Origin of the sequence: Pantoea sp. RIT413 (genome assembly GCF_003057675.2) — a bacterium.
GTDB classification, from domain to species: Bacteria; Pseudomonadota; Gammaproteobacteria; order Enterobacterales; family Enterobacteriaceae; genus Pantoea; species Pantoea eucrina.
Map to the genome: position 1 here is coordinate 466,126 of NZ_QBJB02000001.1, position 17,465 is coordinate 483,590.

The following is a 17,465-nucleotide window of genomic DNA, read 5'->3' on the forward strand; positions in this document are numbered from 1 at the left end:
TTTTTTCCTGTCTGCTGGCATTTCCCTTCCCCGCTTCTGTGGCCCTGCTTTTCCTGTTTAATTTTCAGGAAATAGCGCATGATGATCCCGGGCCAGGGGCCCTTCCTGAAGGATTAACTGAGGTTAAATCGCTGTTATGAAAAGCCTGCAACGCGGTGTGGATCTGCCGCAACTGCTGTTCTCACTGATGTTTATTTTGCTGATGATTATCGCCTGTCTCTGGGTGGTACAGCCTTTTATTCTGGGCTTTGCCTGGGCAAGCATGGTTGTTATCGCAACCTGGCCACTCATGATTCGCCTGCAGCATCTGCTGTGGGGACGCCGCTCCCTGGCCGTTATCGCCATGACGATTCTGCTGCTGCTGCTGTTTATCATTCCGATTGCGCTGCTGGTCAGCAGCCTGATTGACAACAGCGCCCCGGTTATCGCCTGGGCTACTCAGCGCCATCTGCTGATGCCGGAATTCGCCTGGCTGCGGGAGATCCCGTATGCCGGCAACAAGCTCTATGTCAGTTACCATAAGCTGGTGGATGGCGGCGGTTCAGCGATCATGCGTCAGGTGCAGCCCTATATTGGTCGCACCACGGGCTTCTTTGTCGCACAGGCGGGACATTTTGGCCGCTTTATGCTGCATCTGGCGCTGATGCTGTTATTCAGCGTGCTGCTTTACTGGCGCGGTGAGCAGGTGGGACAGGGTATCCGCCACTTCGCCTACCGTATGGGGGGGCCCCGTGGCGATGCTGCGGTGCTGCTGGCCGGACAGGCAATACGGGCCGTTGCGCTGGGTGTTGTCGTCACGGCGCTGGTGCAGGGGGTATTAGGCGGGATCGGACTGGCGATCTCGGGCATACCTTATGCCACGCTGCTGACGGTGCTGATGATCCTGACCTGCCTGGTCCAGCTGGGTCCGCTGATTGTTCTGGTACCCGCGATTATCTGGCTCTACTGGAGCGGTGATACGACGTGGGGCACGGTGCTGCTGGTCTGGAGCTGTATTGTCGGCACGCTCGACAACGTGTTACGTCCGGTGCTGATTCGCATGGGTGCCGATTTACCCATGATTCTGATCCTCTCAGGTGTTATCGGCGGCCTGATCGCCTTTGGCATGATTGGCCTGTTTATCGGCCCGGTCGTGCTGGCGGTCTCTTATCGCCTGGTTTCAGTCTGGATGCACGAGGCTCCGGCGCCGGATGATGATGTGGAAACGGCAATTGAAGCGCTGACAGAGCATGAAGAGCTGCCCTGATACCTCTGATGCTCGCAGCGGCCTGAACATTCATGCCCGGGCATTTTTCAGGCACGCTGTTTTTCATAAACGGTTTTTAAGAAAAAACGCGATTTTTAGCGCTTAACGACGTTTCGCTGGCTGGAATGATTATTTTTCATACTGAATCGCCCGATGCAGCGGGCAAAAGAGGCGACAAAAGATTATCAGCTTTAAACTAATAAGAGGATTCTTAAAGACTATAGCAGGCGCAATAAATAATATGTTTCTCATGTTGGAAATCAACCTACTGATTTTTAAACAACCTTTTTCCCCTGAGTAACGTAAAAGAATTGCTGTGTGTAGTCTTTGCCCATCCCCTGTGATGGGCTTTTTTTTGGCCTGCATTCAGCGCCCGCTGTAGCACTGCATGCTATCTGAACAGGCGGGATGCTTAGCAGCTAAAAATCAGGGTTATTATGCTGAAACAGTGGCTCATCCGCAGCTTAAGCCTGCATGAATCATGACGCGTACGGTATAACCTTACGCGCCATGCTCAGAGGTTAAGCGCGCTGAGCAGAGTCAATCTCAGCCAGGCTCAGCCAGGTTTCCACCACCGTATCCGGATTAAGCGACAGGCTGTCAATGCCCTGCTCCATCAGCCACGCGGCAAAATCCTGATGATCTGAAGGACCCTGTCCGCAGATACCGACATATTTGCCCTGTTTTTTTGCGGCCTGAATCGCCATCGAAAGCAGCGCTTTCACCGCTTCATTGCGCTCATCAAACAGAGCAGACACCACGCCAGAATCGCGATCCAGCCCCAGCGCCAGCTGCGTCATATCGTTGGAGCCGATGGAGAAACCGTCGAAGTGCTGCAGGAACTGCTCTGCCAGCAGCGCGTTTGACGGGATTTCACACATCATAATCACCTTCAGACCCGCCTCACCGCGCTTCAGCCCGTGTTTCGCCAGCTCAGCCACGACCGCCTCCGCCTGATCAACAGTGCGTACAAAAGGCACCATGATTTCAACGTTACTCAGCCCCATCTCATTGCGCACCCGCTTCACGGCTTCGCACTCCAGCGCAAAACAGTCGCGGAAGCTGTCGGCAACGTAGCGCCCGGCACCCCGGAAGCCAAGCATCGGGTTCTCTTCTTCCGGCTCATAGCGCTCTCCGCCGACCAGATTGGCGTACTCGTTCGATTTAAAATCGGACAGGCGCACAATGACGCGCTTCGGCGCAAAGGCGGCGCCCAGGGTAGCAATCCCCTCTGTCAGACGCGCGATATAGAACTCAACCGGATCGTCAAAGCCTTTCATCATCTGGCGGATCTGCTGCTGTAGCTCCGGCGTCTGCTGATCAAACTCCAGCAGCGCTTTAGGATGCACGCCGATCATGCGGTTGATAATAAACTCCAGCCGCGCCAGACCCACGCCCTCGTTGGGCAGACAGGCGAAGTCAAACGCGCGATCGGGATTACCGACGTTCATCATGATCTTAAGCGGCAGATCGGGCATCGAGTCGACCTGAGAGCTGGCGATCTCAAAATCGAGCAGGTCATTGTAGACGTAGCCGGTATCGCCTTCGGCGCAGGAAACCGTCACTTTATGCCCGTCACGCAGGTGATCGGTGGCATCACCACATCCCACCACCGCCGGGATCCCCAGCTCACGTGCAATGATCGCCGCATGGCAGGTGCGTCCGCCGCGGTTGGTCACGATAGCCGACGCTTTTTTCATGATAGGTTCCCAGTCCGGGTCCGTCATATCGGTGACCAGCACGTCGCCCTTCTCAATGCGGTGCATTTCGCTGATATCGTGGATCACCTTGACTTCACCCGCACCGATACGGTGACCGATGGCGCGTCCTTCAACCAGCACCTGGCCCGTGCCCTGCAGGCTGTAGCGCTCCATCACCTGACCATTCGAGCGTACGGTTTCCGGTCGCGCCTGTACGATATAGAGCTTGCCGGTATGCCCGTCTTTTGCCCACTCGATGTCCATCGGGCGCTTGTAGTGCTGTTCAATCAGCACCGCCTGGCGTGCCAGCGCCTGTACTTCGTCGTCGGTCAGGCTGAAACGATCGCGCGTTGCCTGCTCCACATCCTCAATGCGCACCTGCTCGCCATGCGTCTGAGAATCGGCATACACCATGCGGATTTTTTTAGACCCCATCGTCCGCCTGACAATAGCCGGGCGGTTTGCCGCCAGCGTCGGTTTATGCACGTAAAACTCATCCGGGTTGACCGCACCCTGTACCACCATCTCACCCAGCCCCCAGGCTGAAGTGATAAAGACGACCTGATCAAAGCCTGACTCAGTATCAATGGTAAACATCACGCCAGAGGCGGCAAGATCGGAGCGAACCATACGCTGCACCCCGGCCGAGAGCGCCACGCCGCGATGATCGTAGCCCTGATGCACGCGGTATGAGATAGCCCGATCGTTAAACAGCGAGGCGTATACGTGCTTAACCGCCACCAGCACGGCATCAAACCCCTGTACGTTGAGGAAGGTCTCCTGCTGCCCGGCGAATGAGGCGTCAGGCATATCCTCGGCAGTCGCGGATGAGCGGACGGCAAAAGAGGCGTCGGCATCATCAGCAGAAAGCTGCTCATAAGCAGTACGAATAGCCGCTTCCAGCGCCGGCTGAAACGGCGTGTCCACGACCCACTGGCGGATCTGCTTGCCCGCCTGGGCCAGCGCCGCCACGTCATCAATATCCGTGATATCCAGTAGTGCATAAATGCGCTGGTTCAGTCCGCTTTGGTCGAGAAACTGATTAAACGCGTCAGACGTCGTGGCAAAGCCGTTCGGGACGGATACGCCCAGCGACGACAAATTGGTAATCATTTCTCCAAGAGAGGCATTTTTGCCTCCCACCCGATCAACATCATGCATGCCAAGCTGGTTATACCAGAGCACTAGCGATTGTTGGTCTTGATTGGACATTGAGATGATCCTTTTAAATGATTAGGGCACATGGAACATTTTGCTATTCGCCACAGCAGCCTGGCATAACTGGTTTATAAAGACTAAGTGTTGAATCGTTAAAGCAAAAAAAGAGAGACAAAATCAGACTATTACCTGCCGGGGCTGACGTTGCGCAAACGGCACTATTATTACTAACAGCTTGCTGCAATAACGAATTTTCCATTTTTATAGCATTATCAGCGAATTGCTGTTGCGCAAACGACATCAGACAGAGTCTGCGCGTCATTTATGAAACTGTGGCGGGCGCGGGCGTTTATTTATCGCTTTTTCTTTATGATGCTATTAACGTCAGGTATGACACTATTCCGGTCTGAGCACGGCGGCATATGGATATTTCATTTCGATTTAATTTGAAATGAAATCGGTTAATTCACTATTCATTCAGAGAGCACTTTTCAATGAGCACTGAACGCAGCGTGTTTTATATTTCAGACGGCACCGCCATTACAGCAGAAGTGCTGGGCCACGCGGTGCTCTCGCAGTTTCCGGTTGATACGCACAGCGTTACCCTGCCGTTTGTAGAAAACGTGCAGCGCGCCCAGGCGGTCAAAGCGCAGATCAACGCGCTCTGGCAGCGCAGCGGCGTGCGGCCGCTGGTCTTTTTTTCCATCGTTACGCCTGAGGTTCGCGACATCATTCTGGAGAGTGAGGGGTTTTGTCAGGATATTGTGCAGGCGCTGGTGGCTCCCCTGCAGAGTGAACTGGGCGTCTCCTCTATGCCGGTGGCACACCGCACTCACGGGCTGACCGCGAATAATCTGGGTAAATATGATGCGCGTATCGCCGCGATTGACTACACCCTGGCGCATGATGACGGGATCTCACTGCGCGGACTCGAAGATGCTCAGGTGATCCTGCTGGGCGTTTCGCGCTGTGGCAAAACCCCGACCAGCCTCTATCTTGCCATGCAGTTTGGTATTCGCGCAGCCAACTACCCCTTTATTGCCGATGATATGGATAACCTCAAGCTTCCTCCTGCGCTGCGCGCGCATCAGCACAAGCTGTTCGGGCTGACCATTGATCCGGAACGGCTGGCGGCCATTCGCCAGGAACGGGCGGAGAATACCCGCTACGCCTCGCTACGCCAGTGCCGGCTGGAAGTGGGTGAAGTGGAAGCGCTGTTCCGCACACATCAGATTCGCTACCTCAATAGTACCAACTACTCGGTCGAGGAGATTGCCACCAAAATCCTCGACATTATGGGGCTGGAGCGACATATGTACTGACTGATGCGCTAAGCGGCCCGCGTATTTATTATCTCTGTGATTTTGCTGGTTGAATTCAGGACGCATTGGTTTATTGTGAACCTCATCACTTCCCGGTATATCACCGCTGCGAAGAACCTGTTTGAGAGCCACTATGAATAAAACTGATGAACTGCGTACGGCGCGAATTGGCAGCCTGATTACGCCCGCCGCGCTGGCCAGCCAGCACCCGCTATCGTCTGATATCGCAGAGAGCGTTACGGCCGCGCGCCAGCGTATTGCGCGCATTCTGACCGGCGAGGATCCGCGCCTGCTGGTCATAATCGGGCCCTGTTCGCTGCATGACCCGCGCGCTGCGCTGGATTATGCGGCACGCCTGCAGCAGCTGCGCGAGCAGTATCAGGACCGGCTGGAAATCGTCATGCGCGCCTATTTTGAGAAACCGCGTACCGTGGTGGGCTGGAAAGGGCTGATTTCCGATCCCGACCTTGACGGCAGCTTTGATGTCAATCGCGGTATTGCTATCGCCCGCAAGCTGCTGCTGGATATCAACGCGCTGGGTCTGCCAACGGCGACTGAATTCCTCGATATGGTCATCGGCCAGTTTATAGCCGATCTCATCAGCTGGGGTGCCATTGGCGCCCGCACCACTGAAAGCCAGATCCATCGCGAAATGGCCTCTGCGCTCTCCTGCCCGGTAGGGTTTAAAAACGGCACGGACGGTAACGTACAGATCGCCGTCGACGCCATTCGTGCTGCCCGCGCCAGCCATATGTTCCTCTCGCCGGATAAAGCGGGCCAGATGACCATTTATCAGACCAGCGGCAATCCGCACGGTCATGTGATCCTGCGCGGCGGGCGTCAGCCAAACTATCATGCGGAAGATGTGGCGGCGGCGGCAGCCAGCCTGCGTGAGTTCAGCCTGTCTGAGCAGATGGTGATCGATTTCAGTCACGGCAACTGCCTTAAGCAGCATCGTCGCCAGCGTGATGTGGCGCGCGATATCGCCGCGCAGATCCGCGCCGGTTCGCGAGCGGTAGCAGGCGTTATGATTGAGAGTTTTCTGCAGGAAGGAAACCAGAAAGTGGTGGCTGGTCAGCCGCTGGTGTACGGCCAGTCGATTACCGATCCCTGCCTCGGCTGGGACGATAGCGCGGCGGTACTGGCAGAGCTGGCTGCCGCCGTCGACAGCCGTTTCTGATATCAGCTGGAGCAGCTGACCTCCAGCGTTTTACTCCACTCCGGCGGCCGCTGGCGCAATGTCGCGCTGCTGGCCGCTTCATCAAAGGGGTGCTGCAGCGCCAGATGCAGCTCTTTAAGGGCCGCAGTCTCGCCCCGCTCCACCTCTTCAATCACCTGCTGAGCAAGATAGTTGCGCAGCACGATGGCGGGGTTCGCCGCCTGCATCACCGCCTGCCGTTCGCTGTCGCTGGCCTCATCCTGCAGCAGTCGCTGCTGATAGCTGCTATACCAGCGATCAAACGCGTCGCGATCGATAAACTCATCGCGCAGCGGCGAACGCCTTTCCTGCTGTTCGGTATAGCTGAGCTGACGAAACGTAAAGGTGTAATCGCTGTGCTCATTGCTCATCAGCGCCAGCAGGTTGCTCAGAATCGTATTATCCTCTGCCTGCGGCGTCAGCAGGCCAAGTTTCGCCCGCATGCGCTCTCCCCAGACGCGCATCAGTTCAGGCTCATAGTGGCTCAGCGCCTGCTTCAGCTGCTCCGTGGTCAGCAATCCCGACAGCGCGTGCGCCAGCCGGTTGAGGTTCCACAGGCCAACCGTCGGCTGATTATTAAACGCATAGCGCCCCTGATAGTCACTGTGGTTGCAGATAAAGGCGGGATCGTACTCATCAAGAAAGCCGTAAGGACCGTAATCCAGCGTCAGGCCGAGAATCGACATGTTATCTGTGTTCATCACTCCGTGAGCAAAGCCTGCGCTCTGCCACAGTGCGATCAGGCGGGCGGTACGTTTTGCCACATCCGTGAACCACAGCAGATAGCGATCCGGTTCCGCCTCAAGGTGCGGCCAGTGATGACGAATCGCATAGTCTGCCAGCTGGCGTACTTTATCCGTCTCCCCTGCGTAATAGAAGTGTTCAAAGTGACCAAAACGCAGATGGCTCTCCGCAATACGCATCAGCATCGCGCCGCGCTCCTGCGTTTCGCGCAGCACCGGTTCGTCACCGATGGCCAGCGCCAGGGCGCGCGTCCCGGGGATACCCAAATGGTGTAACGCTTCTGAAGCGAGAAACTCCCGCACGCTTGAGCGGATCACCGCCCGTCCATCTCCCATGCGGGAATAAGGGGTTAAGCCTGCGCCTTTCAGATGCCAGTCCAGCTTGCGCCCATCTTCCAGCTGCTGCTCACCCAGCAGCAGGCCGCGTCCGTCACCCAGCTGCCCGGCCCAGACGCCAAACTGATGGCCGCTATACACCTGAGCGAGCGGAGCCATGCCTGGCAGCAGCGCCTGACCGCTCCATACGCCGTGGCCGTCGCCGGCAAACAGCTCCGCATCCAGCGCCATTTCCGCCGCCAGCGGCGCATTATGATAAAGGAGACGTCCTCCCGCCAGCGGCGTGGGCTGCAGCGATGTGTAATATCCGGTCAGCTCCTGCTGCCAGCTATTGATAAATTGCATATATACTCCAGAGGTGCTTAATAATGCAGCACCAGGATAGCGTGTAGAGAGTAAAGGATAGTCTGGCACGGGGCGCCCGGGAAAAACAGCGCCTGAATTACTGCTGCGAGGGTGTGGTCTGCGTCAGAAAAGGAGTGATGAGATCTTCTAACCGTTCCGCTTTAACCACCGGGAACACGTTACCCTGAATATGCACGCCGCTCAGATCGCTGACTTTGCTCAGCAGGCGCGCATCATCGATACCAGAAATAATAATTTGCTGCGTATAGCCGCTGAAATTATCGATAACCGTCTGCATAAAAGGGATAAAGGAGGCGCGCTTCGCCAGATTCTGGATAAATAATTTATCCAGCTTCAGGACGCTAAACAGCGAATCATAGACTGCCGTTGCCGGGGCTTTGCCAGCTCCGAATTGTGAAAGCGATAAACGGAATTGATGATTAAGTCGGGATAAAACCGGATGCGCTTTGCCGGCAGATAATTGCGGAAACGTTTCGCTGATATCCATTACGATAAATGGCAGCTGTTTAAATTTCCTTAACAGAATTTCACTCTCTAACAGCGTTTCAGCCAGCGATTCGTCAATTCTCATTAGCGCATCAACATGATTACGCTCAAAGAAAGCGCGGTGCTTTTCCAGGATTAAAAGCTGAGCCTGCAGCAGCCTTAACTGCTGACTGGCATCGAGCTGCGGCAACAGTAAATCCTGTGGCAACGTAATTGGCGCACTGTCATGAACAAATTGTGTAACCAGCTCAACCGCAGTGAGCTGGCCCTCCAGCGTATAAGCCGGATAAAACCAGGTTTCCGACTGATAGTCGGCCGAAATATGGACTTTCATTTTTTACAGCCAGAGGCAGTGGCAATGAAGGCATCGTATATCAATGAAAAGAGTCAGGCAATAGCACCAAACGCCGGAAGAGAAGGTGTTTTAGCGCCTAATGCAAGCTATTAATCATTAAATTATACTTAAGCCAAATACGCCGTGTTAATATCCACAATGATAAAATCTTTAGCTCTATTTTTAGTAGTAATTTGTCAAGTGGTAAAGTACCAATTTTAATGAGAGCTTTATTTCAGCAAAAAAAGAACCCATTATGCGAATTAAGCTCTCTTTTCGCCGCGCTATTTCATTCATCCAGAATGCAACTTGTCATATTCTGCGCGCCTGCCAGAAGACCCTCTGCCAGTAAACATTATTGAGCGAAGAGCGAATAACGCCTTTGCTGGTAGAGGCGTGTATAAAGGTGTTGTTGCTGGCATAGATACCGACATGCAGCCCGTTTTCGCCGCTGCCGGTTTTGAAAAACAGCAGATCGCCAGGCAGCAAATCACGTGGATCGATACGGTTGCCGATTTTTGTCTGAGCGCGTGTGGAGCGTGGCAGCGCGATGTCAAAGCGATCGCGGAACGTCAGCAGGACAAAGCCGGAGCAGTCAACCCCACGCGGACTGAGGCCACCATAGCGGTACGGCGTGCCCTGCCAGCGGCTGAGCTGATAGTTGAGCCGGGTCTGCACTGCGGCAGGATCTGAGAGACGGGAATCAGGCGGAGGCGCATGATGACTGCACCCTGTGACCATCAGCACGAATAGCAGAATAAGTAACCGCATAGCCTGTTCCCTGTCAGCCCGATCCGGCAGACACTGTAGCCGTAAACGCGCGCGGTGTGCAAGTCAGGAGAGCAGCAGCAGACGCCCCTGCGGTGTATCCACCTCTGTCACCTCTGTCTGAAACAGCGGCGCAAGCCGGGCGGCCGTCAGCACCTCATGCGCCCTGCCCTGATATTTCAGCTCTCCCTGATGCAGCAACCAGACGCGATCCGCGTAGCGCAGCGTATGATTCAGGTCGTGACTGCTGGTGATCACGCCGATGCCGGCGGCGCAAAGCTGCTGCAGAAGCCGGGTGACGCCCTGCTGCTGCGCCACATCCAGCGCGCTCATCGGCTCATCGAGCAGCAGCAGGCTGCCCTGCGGATTGATGTCAGGATGGATTTGCAGTATCACCGCCAGCAGGCGCACCCGCTGCCACTCCCCTCCGGAGAGCTGCGTCAGAGCGCTCTCCAGCTTGTGATGCAGACTCAGCTGCGACAGCAAACGCGCCAGCACGTTATTCAGCTCTGTGCCAGCACCACGCGGCAGATGCATCTGCAGGTAGTGCCAGACCGGCATCGCGCCGGGCGCAGGCTGCTGCTGAGGCAGCCAGCCACGCTGCTGAGCCAGCGCCTCTCCTGACAGCGCAGCAACAGCGGTGCCGTTAAGCAGCAGCTCTCCGCGCGGAGTCGCAAGACCGCTGAGCGCCTCCAGCAGGGTGCTCTTTCCGGCGCCGTTAGCGCCCACCAGATGTACCCACTCCCCGCGCGCGAGAGCGAGATCCAGCGGCGCCAGCCGGCCGGGGCAGCTCAGACCGTGACACGCCAGCAGCATGTCAGGCGGTCAGCGCCTGCTCAATACGCTTAAGCACCTGCGGCGCATCCGGAGCCATATCGGGTGAAAAACGGGCGATAATGTTACCCTGTTTATCGACCAGGAACTTCTCGAAGTTCCACAGGATATCGCCGGGTTCTGCCGGCGCCCGGCCTTTCGCTATCATACGCTCAAGAAAACCGCTCTCCTCCGGACGTTCAGCTTCCGGCTGGGCGCTGACCAGCGTGCGATAGAGCGGATGGCGCTGCACGCCGTTAACGTCCGTCTTATCAAACAGAGGAAACGTCACGCCATACGTGGTGCTGCAAAACGTCCGGATCTCTTCGTTAGTGCCCGGCTCCTGCTCCAGGAACTGGTTGCAGGGAAAGCCCAGCACGCTAAAGCCCCGCGCCTGAAACGCTTTATGGAGTGACTCAAGCTGCTCATACTGCGGCGTCAGTCCGCAGCGGGAGGCGACGTTCACTACCAGCAGTACGCGGTCACGCCAGGCCTCCAGCGTAGTGGCGGTACCATCAAGGGTTTTCAGCGGGATCTGATACAACGTCATGGTGTTCTCCTGTGTCCGTCAGATAACGCCAGCCGCAGCTAGCGTGAAGATTTTACTAAAAGCAGAATAAACAGCGGTGCGCCCAGCGTCGCGGTCACCACGCCTAACGGCAGCTCAGCAGAGGTCAGCAGCAGCCGCGCAAGAATATCCGCCGCCAGCAGCACTGCCGCACCCGCCAGTGCTGCTGCAGGCAGCAGATAGCGATGATCGCTGATGCCGCTCAGCCGCAGAAGATGCGGGACAACCAGCCCGACAAAGCCGATCGCCCCCGCCAGCGCCACGCTGACGCCTGTCAGCCAGCCCATGGCCAGCACCAGCAGGTTACGCCACAGCTGCAGCGGTAAGCCGAGCTGCCGCGCAGACGTCTCGCCCAGCGCCAGCAGATTCAGCGTGCGCGCACTGCACAGCAGCGCGGCGATTACCGGCATCAGGCTGAGTATCAGCCAGCCATAGCGCCAGTCAACGCCGCCAAAGCCTCCCATCATCCAGTACATCAGCTGACGCAGGTCGAGCGTGGTACTGAAGTAGACTGCCCACGTCATCACAGCGCTGCAGATAATACCCAGCGCCACACCGGTAAGCAGTAAGCGACTGCTGGCGAGCTGACGATGGGCAAAATGCAGCAGGATCAGCGTAATTGCCAGGGCGCCAGCCATCGCCGCCAGCGCCAGGCTCCACAGGGAGCCGCTGCCGAGCAGCACGCCCAGTACTACTCCCACGCCGGCACCGTTAGAGACGCCGAGCAGTCCCGGCTCAGCCAGCGGATTTGTAAACAGCGCCTGCATAACGGTACCGCAGAGCGCCAGCGCGGCGCCTGTCGCAATAACGGCCAGCGTACGCGGCAGACGGATCTGCCAGACAAACAGCTCGCCCTGCGGGGTAAACCATTCGGCAGGCAGCAGCCAGCGCTCGCCGGCACACAGGCTGAGCAGGCTGAGCAGCAACAGCAGCGCGGCGAGCAGCAGCAGTGTACGCCGGCTACGGCGACCGGTCTGACGGGCAAGCTGATCGAGCAGAGTCATAAGCGAGGCAGTTAAGCAGGAGAATGTCACGATTGTAGAGGGATTATGGCAAAAAGAAAGCCATCCCCTGCAGGCTGGCACAGTAATAAAAAAGGCCGCTGAGCGGCCTTTTTATCATACTGAAATCAGTCAGCATCCTTCGGTGACGCGTTTTCAACGCGGCTTTTCAGCTTTTGCCCCGGACGGAAGGTCACCACACGGCGCGCGGTGATAGGAATATCCTCTCCCGTTTTCGGGTTACGGCCCGGACGCTGGTTTTTGTCGCGCAGATCAAAGTTACCAAATCCGGACAGCTTAACCTGTTCTCCATTTTCCAGCGCGCGGCGAACTTCTTCGAAAAAAAGCTCGACCAACTCTTTGGCGTCGCGTTTGCTCAACCCGAGTTTTTCAAACAGATATTCTGACATTTCAGCTTTTGTAAGCGCCATAGGTTCAATCCCTCAAGGTTGCCTGGAATCGCTCTTTTAATGCTGCTACACATCTGGCAACGGTCGCAGCAATCTCCTCTTCTTCGAGTGTCCGGCTGGTATCCTGCAAAATCAGGCTAATCGCAAGGCTCTTTTCGCCTTCGTTCACGCCTTTACCACGGTACACGTCAAACAAGTTTACGCCAACTACCTGATTTACGCCAACTTTCTTACACTCTGCGATGATATCTGCTGCAGGGACGCTTTCTGCCACCACAACAGCGATATCACGGCGGTTAGCCGGGAAGCGTGAAATCTCACGCGCGTCAGGCAGGACGCGGTCTGCAACCTTATTCCAAAGCAGTTCAAACACTAAGGTACGACCGTTGAGATCCAGCTTGCGTTCCAGCTCCGGGTGAACCACCCCGATAAATCCGATTTGTTCATTGTCCAGCCAGATAGCCGCTGTTTGTCCGGGATGCAGCGTCGGATTGGCAGCCGCGCGGAATGAAATCGCTTCAGATTTGCCGGTTAATTCCAGCAGCGACTCTAAATCGCCTTTCAAATCATAGAAGTCAACCGGCTGACGCGCCAGATCCCAGTGCTCTTCGTCACGATGACCGCTGATTACGCCCGCCAGCATAAGATCCTGGCGAATGCCGAGATCGGCCTGCGTATCAGGCACAAAGCGCAGACCGCTCTCGAACAGGCGCACACGCCCCTGCTGGCGATTCTGGTTGTAAACCACTGCGCTGAGCAGACCGGTCCAGAGTGACAGGCGCATTGCTGACATATCGCTGGAGATAGGGCTTGGCAGGATAAGCGCCTCTTCCCCCGGATGCAGCAGCTGCTGCACTTTAGGATCGACAAAGCTGTAGGTGATCGCTTCCTGATAGCCTTTGTCTGTCAGCAGCGTTTTCGCCCGCTTCAGCGACAGGCTGGCTTCACGATGCTGCGTCATAATCAGGCTGGCTTTTACCGGCACATCAGGGATGTTGTTGTAGCCGTAAACGCGGGCAACCTCTTCAACCAGATCTTCCTCAATCGCCATATCAAAACGCCAGCTCGGTGCCACCGCTTTCCACTCGCCTTCGCCCTGCGTGACCTCGCAGCCGAGACGGGTCAGGATATCTGTCACCTGTTCGTCGGCGATAACGTGGCCAATCAGGCGATCGAGTTTTGTACGGCGCAGCGTAATCGTGGCGCGCGGCGGCAGTTTACAGGCATCAGTCTGATCGATAACCGGACCGGCTTCACCACCGCAGATATCCAGCAGCAGGCGGGTCGCACGTTCAATCGCTGTATGCTGCAGTGCCGGATCGACACCACGCTCATAGCGATGTGACGCATCAGTATGCAGTCCGTGGCGGCGTGCGCGGCCGGTAATGGCCAGCGGATCAAAGTAGGCGCACTCAAACAGCACGTTACGTGTCGCTTCATTTACGCCTGAGTGCTCACCGCCAAAAATACCGCCCATCGCCAGCGCCTGCTGGTGATCGGCAATAACCAGCGTGTCATTTTGCAATTTTGCTTCGGTGCCATCCAGCAGGGTCAGCGTCTCATTCTCCTGCGCCATACGCACCACAATGCCGCCGCTGATGCGGTCGAGATCGAAGGCGTGCATCGGCTGACCCAGCTCAAGCAGCACATAGTTAGTGACATCGACCACCGGGTCAATTGAGCGAATGCCGCAGCGGCGCAGTTTCTCACGCATCCAGAGCGGCGTTTCAGCTTTGACATTGATACCTTTAATTACGCGTCCCAGGTAGCGCGGACAGGCGTCGGTAGCGTCGATGCGGATTGGGAATGTATCGGTAATGGTCGCCGCAACCGGTTCTGCTGCAGGCGCCGTCAGCGGCAGTCCGTTAACCACGGCCACATCACGCGCCACGCCGGCGATGCTCAGACAGTCCGCACGGTTTGGCGTCACGCTGATCTCGATAGTATTGTCATCCAGCTTCAGGTAGTCGCGAATGTCGCATCCTACTGGCGCATCGGCTGGCAGTTCGATAATACCGTTGTGATCGTCGGAAATACCCAGCTCTGAGAAGGAGCAGAGCATGCCTTCAGAAGGCTCGCCGCGCAGTTTGGCCGCTTTGATTTTGAAATCACCTGGCAGTACGGCACCCACGGTAGCCACTGCCACTTTCAGTCCCTGGCGGCAGTTAGGCGCGCCGCAGACGATATCCAGCAGACGATCGCCGCCGACATTGATTTTGGTTACGCGCAGTTTATCCGCGTTCGGGTGCTGGCCGCACTCCACCACTTCACCCACGACTACGCCATGAAACGCGCCGGCAACGGGATCAACACCATCAACCTCAAGGCCTGCCATGGTGATCTGTTCAGACAGCGCAGCGCTGTCCAGGGCTGGATTTACCCATTCGCGTAACCAGAGTTCACTGAATTTCATTGGATAACCTGCCCTTATTTAAATTGTTTGAGGAAACGTAAATCATTTTCGAAGAAAGCACGCAGATCGGTGACGCCATAGCGCAGCATGGTCAGACGTTCCATGCCCATACCAAAGGCGAAGCCGGAGTAAATTTCCGGATCGATGCCGACGTTACGCAGTACATTCGGATGCACCATGCCGCAGCCCAGTACTTCCAGCCATTTGCCATTTTTGCCCATTACATCCACTTCCGCTGAAGGTTCAGTAAAGGGGAAGTAGCTCGGGCGGAAGCGGATCTGCAGATTCTCTTCAAAGAAGTTATTCAGGAAATCGTGCAGCGTTCCTTTCAGGTTGGTAAAGCTGATGTCTTTATCGACAATCAGGCCTTCCATCTGGTGGAACATCGGCGTGTGGGTCTGATCGTAATCATTACGGTAAACGCGGCCCGGCGCGATAATACGGATCGGCGGCTGCTGATTTTTCATGGTGCGGATCTGCACGCCTGAGGTCTGCGTACGCAGCAGGCGCGTGGCATCAAACCAGAAGGTGTCATGATCGGCGCGGGCCGGATGGTGACCCGGAATATTCAGCGCGTCGAAGTTATGATAGTCATCTTCAATTTCCGGTCCGGTCACCACGGCAAAACCCAGCTCGCCGAAAAAGTTTTCGATGCGGTCAATGGTGCGCGTTACCGGATGCAGACCGCCGTTTTCGCTGCGGCGTCCGGGCAGTGAGACATCAATCGTTTCTGCCGCCAGGCGCGCATTCAGCGCCGCACTCTCCAGCGTATTTTTACGGGCGTTAAGATGATCCTGTACCTGCTGTTTTGCTTCGTTAATCACCGCACCTGCCGCCGGGCGCTCTTCAGCCGGCAGTTCACGCAGGGTGGTCATCTGCAGGGTAAGGTGCCCTTTTTTACCCAGAAATTCGACGCGTACAGCGTCCAGAGCGGCGATATCCGACGCCTCGTCGATGGCGGCCGTGGCACGGGCCACCAGGTCTGCGAGTTGGGACATGATTTCCTCTTCTTCCAGCCGGGCTGGTCAGTTCTTGTTGGGATCCGGGATCCGATTAAGTCTCGCCAGAAACAAAAAAGCCTCCACGAGGGAGGCTTTCAGCGCGATTTTTCGTTTCTTTTCTTATGCGCACAAGCCCCTGATGTTCAGGCGCTAAAGTAAAAAAAGAAACGGAAAAGAGCAGCGTGCATGCTTGCATTACCTTGAGAAAATTAAAAACCGCCCTATTGAAATGCCCGGCGGCGAAAATGTCAATCTTTTGCGTGAGTTGCAGGTAATAAAAAAGGGAGCAAGCTCCCTTTTTTACCTGACTTACGCCAGAGCTGATTTCGCTTTTTCTACCAGAGCAGCGAAGGCTGCTTTGTCGAATACAGCGATGTCAGCCAGGATTTTACGGTCAATCTCAATGGACGCTTTTTTCAGGCCATTGATGAAACGGCTGTAAGACATACCGTTCTGACGCGCCGCTGCGTTGATACGCGCGATCCACAGCTGACGGAACTGACGCTTACGCTGACGACGGTCGCGGTAAGCATACTGACCAGCTTTGATAACAGCCTGGAAAGCAACGCGGTAAACACGTGAACGTGCACCGTAGTAGCCTTTAGCTTGTTTTAAGATTTTTTTGTGACGTGCGCGAGCAATTACACCACGTTTTACGCGAGCCATGAGCTCTCCTTAATCATATTCTGTTTTGCCGGTGCTCTGCTGGCGATAAGCCTTACAGCGCGACGGGCGAATTAAAAAAAATTTACTTATGCGTACGGCAGGCAGGCAATAACCAGACCCAGATCGCCTTTAGACACCAGGCCTTTTGGACGCAGGTGACGTTTACGCTTAGTAGACTTTTTGGTCAGAATATGACGCAGGTTTGCGTGCTTACGCTTGAAGCCGCCAGAGGCGGTCTTCTTGAAGCGCTTAGCCGCGCCACGTACAGTTTTAATCTTTGGCATTTTTACAAATATCCACTTCGCATTGTTAAAAAAATGAACCAGACAGGCGAATAATCCCGCACAGCGCGAACGCTGCGCGGCATCATTACTTGAAAGCCTACTGTTTCTTCTTAGGTGCGAGCACCATAATCATCTGGCGGCCTTCGATCTTCGAAGGGAAGGACTCGACCACTGCCAAATCGATATCTTCACACAGATCTTTACGGACGCGGTTAAGCACTTCCATACCGATCTGCTGGTGCGCCATCTCACGACCGCGGAAACGCAGCGTGATTTTGGCTTTATCGCCCTCTTCCAGAAAGCGCATCAGGCTGCGGAGTTTTACCTGATAGTCGCCATCATCGGTACCAGGACGGAATTTAATTTCCTTAACCTGGATAACTTTCTGCTTCTTCTTCTGTTCCTTAGAAGACTTACTCTTTTCATAAAGGAACTTGCCGTAATCCATAATACGGCATACCGGCGGTTCGGCGTTCGGGCTGATTTCAACTAAATCTACGCCAGCTTCTTCAGCTTTCTCAATCGCTTCGCGTAGAGAGACAATGCCAAGTTGCTCGCCGTCAACGCCAGTGAGGCGCACTTCGGTGGCTCGGATTTCGCCGTTAATACGGTTTGGACGCGTCGGTTGTACTCGTTTTCCGCCTTTAATAAC

General features: G+C 55.7%; 17 protein-coding genes, 1 other RNA gene and 1 other annotated feature. Of the genes, 4 read left to right on the top strand and 14 right to left on the bottom strand.

Annotated features, from left to right (window positions below; genetic code table 11):
- Positions 1 to 136 precede the first annotated feature (136 nt).
- Positions 137 to 1,246, top strand: a complete 1,110-nt coding sequence (gene ydiK, locus DBY66_RS02145; protein ID WP_039384098.1) for an AI-2E family transporter YdiK — start codon at positions 137 to 139, stop codon at positions 1,244 to 1,246.
- A 250-nt stretch (positions 1,247 to 1,496) separates the two neighbouring features.
- Positions 1,497 to 1,605, top strand: an RNA gene (rprA, locus tag DBY66_RS02150) — antisense sRNA RprA.
- 162 nt (positions 1,606 to 1,767) lie between these two features.
- Here the strand turns inward: rprA and ppsA are convergent.
- Positions 1,768 to 4,158 carry a phosphoenolpyruvate synthase gene (ppsA, locus tag DBY66_RS02155; protein WP_071668771.1) on the bottom strand — a complete coding sequence of 797 codons (2,391 nt, stop codon included), beginning with the start codon at positions 4,156 to 4,158 and terminating at the stop codon, positions 1,768 to 1,770.
- Positions 4,159 to 4,598: 440 nt separating this feature from the next.
- Here ppsA and DBY66_RS02160 point away from each other — a divergent pair, with 440 nt between their 5' ends.
- Positions 4,599 to 5,426 carry a pyruvate, water dikinase regulatory protein gene (locus DBY66_RS02160; RefSeq protein ID WP_039384092.1) on the top strand — a complete coding sequence of 276 codons (828 nt, stop codon included), beginning with the start codon at positions 4,599 to 4,601 and terminating at the stop codon, positions 5,424 to 5,426.
- A gap of 133 nt (positions 5,427 to 5,559) precedes the next feature.
- Positions 5,560 to 6,606, top strand: a complete 1,047-nt coding sequence (locus DBY66_RS02165; protein ID WP_039384089.1) for a 3-deoxy-7-phosphoheptulonate synthase — start codon at positions 5,560 to 5,562, stop codon at positions 6,604 to 6,606.
- Positions 6,607 to 6,608: 2 nt separating this feature from the next.
- On the opposite strand, the gene DBY66_RS02170 is transcribed toward DBY66_RS02165, so the two are convergent.
- The 13 genes from DBY66_RS02170 to infC form a co-directional block, all read right to left on the bottom strand.
- Positions 6,609 to 8,048, bottom strand: coding sequence for a protein adenylyltransferase SelO (locus DBY66_RS02170; RefSeq protein ID WP_071668770.1), 1,440 nt, complete (start codon positions 8,046 to 8,048; stop codon positions 6,609 to 6,611).
- A gap of 97 nt (positions 8,049 to 8,145) precedes the next feature.
- Positions 8,146 to 8,889, bottom strand: coding sequence for an EAL domain-containing protein (locus DBY66_RS02175; RefSeq protein WP_039384082.1), 744 nt, complete (start codon positions 8,887 to 8,889; stop codon positions 8,146 to 8,148).
- Positions 8,890 to 9,201: 312 nt separating this feature from the next.
- Entirely contained in the window at positions 9,202 to 9,660 is a 459-nt protein-coding gene (locus DBY66_RS02180; protein ID WP_039384078.1) for an NlpC/P60 family protein, read from the bottom strand.
- A gap of 63 nt (positions 9,661 to 9,723) precedes the next feature.
- Positions 9,724 to 10,473, bottom strand: a complete 750-nt coding sequence (gene btuD / locus DBY66_RS02185) for a vitamin B12 ABC transporter ATP-binding protein BtuD (protein WP_071668769.1) — start codon at positions 10,471 to 10,473, stop codon at positions 9,724 to 9,726.
- 1 nt (position 10,474) lies between these two features.
- On the bottom strand, positions 10,475 to 11,020 hold the full coding sequence (locus DBY66_RS02190; RefSeq protein WP_108569278.1) for a glutathione peroxidase: 546 nt from the start codon (positions 11,018 to 11,020) through the stop codon (positions 10,475 to 10,477).
- A 38-nt stretch (positions 11,021 to 11,058) separates the two neighbouring features.
- Positions 11,059 to 12,042 carry a vitamin B12 ABC transporter permease BtuC gene (gene btuC, locus DBY66_RS02195; RefSeq protein ID WP_108569277.1) on the bottom strand — a complete coding sequence of 328 codons (984 nt, stop codon included), beginning with the start codon at positions 12,040 to 12,042 and terminating at the stop codon, positions 11,059 to 11,061.
- 125 nt (positions 12,043 to 12,167) lie between these two features.
- Positions 12,168 to 12,470: an integration host factor subunit alpha gene (gene ihfA, locus DBY66_RS02200; RefSeq protein WP_021506246.1), complete on the bottom strand. Its 303-nt coding sequence runs from the start codon at positions 12,468 to 12,470 to the stop codon at positions 12,168 to 12,170.
- 4 nt (positions 12,471 to 12,474) lie between these two features.
- Positions 12,475 to 14,862 carry a phenylalanine--tRNA ligase subunit beta gene (gene pheT / locus DBY66_RS02205; RefSeq protein ID WP_108569276.1) on the bottom strand — a complete coding sequence of 796 codons (2,388 nt, stop codon included), beginning with the start codon at positions 14,860 to 14,862 and terminating at the stop codon, positions 12,475 to 12,477.
- Positions 14,863 to 14,876: 14 nt separating this feature from the next.
- Positions 14,877 to 15,860, bottom strand: a complete 984-nt coding sequence (gene pheS / locus DBY66_RS02210) for a phenylalanine--tRNA ligase subunit alpha (protein WP_039384066.1) — start codon at positions 15,858 to 15,860, stop codon at positions 14,877 to 14,879.
- Positions 15,861 to 15,930: 70 nt separating this feature from the next.
- Positions 15,931 to 16,056, bottom strand: a sequence feature (Phe leader region).
- Positions 16,007 to 16,051: a pheST operon leader peptide PheM gene (gene pheM, locus DBY66_RS17835; RefSeq protein ID WP_139074214.1), complete on the bottom strand. Its 45-nt coding sequence runs from the start codon at positions 16,049 to 16,051 to the stop codon at positions 16,007 to 16,009. (Overlaps the previous feature by 45 nt.)
- Positions 16,057 to 16,172: 116 nt before the next feature.
- Positions 16,173 to 16,529 carry a 50S ribosomal protein L20 gene (gene rplT, locus DBY66_RS02215; RefSeq protein ID WP_039384062.1) on the bottom strand — a complete coding sequence of 119 codons (357 nt, stop codon included), beginning with the start codon at positions 16,527 to 16,529 and terminating at the stop codon, positions 16,173 to 16,175.
- Between the two features lie 86 nt (positions 16,530 to 16,615).
- Positions 16,616 to 16,813 carry a 50S ribosomal protein L35 gene (gene rpmI, locus DBY66_RS02220; protein WP_010275699.1) on the bottom strand — a complete coding sequence of 66 codons (198 nt, stop codon included), beginning with the start codon at positions 16,811 to 16,813 and terminating at the stop codon, positions 16,616 to 16,618.
- Positions 16,814 to 16,910: 97 nt separating this feature from the next.
- Complete coding sequence (gene infC / locus DBY66_RS02225; protein WP_039384061.1) at positions 16,911 to 17,462, bottom strand: translation initiation factor IF-3; 552 nt, start codon at positions 17,460 to 17,462, stop codon at positions 16,911 to 16,913.
- Between the last annotated feature and the right edge of the window lie 3 nt (positions 17,463 to 17,465).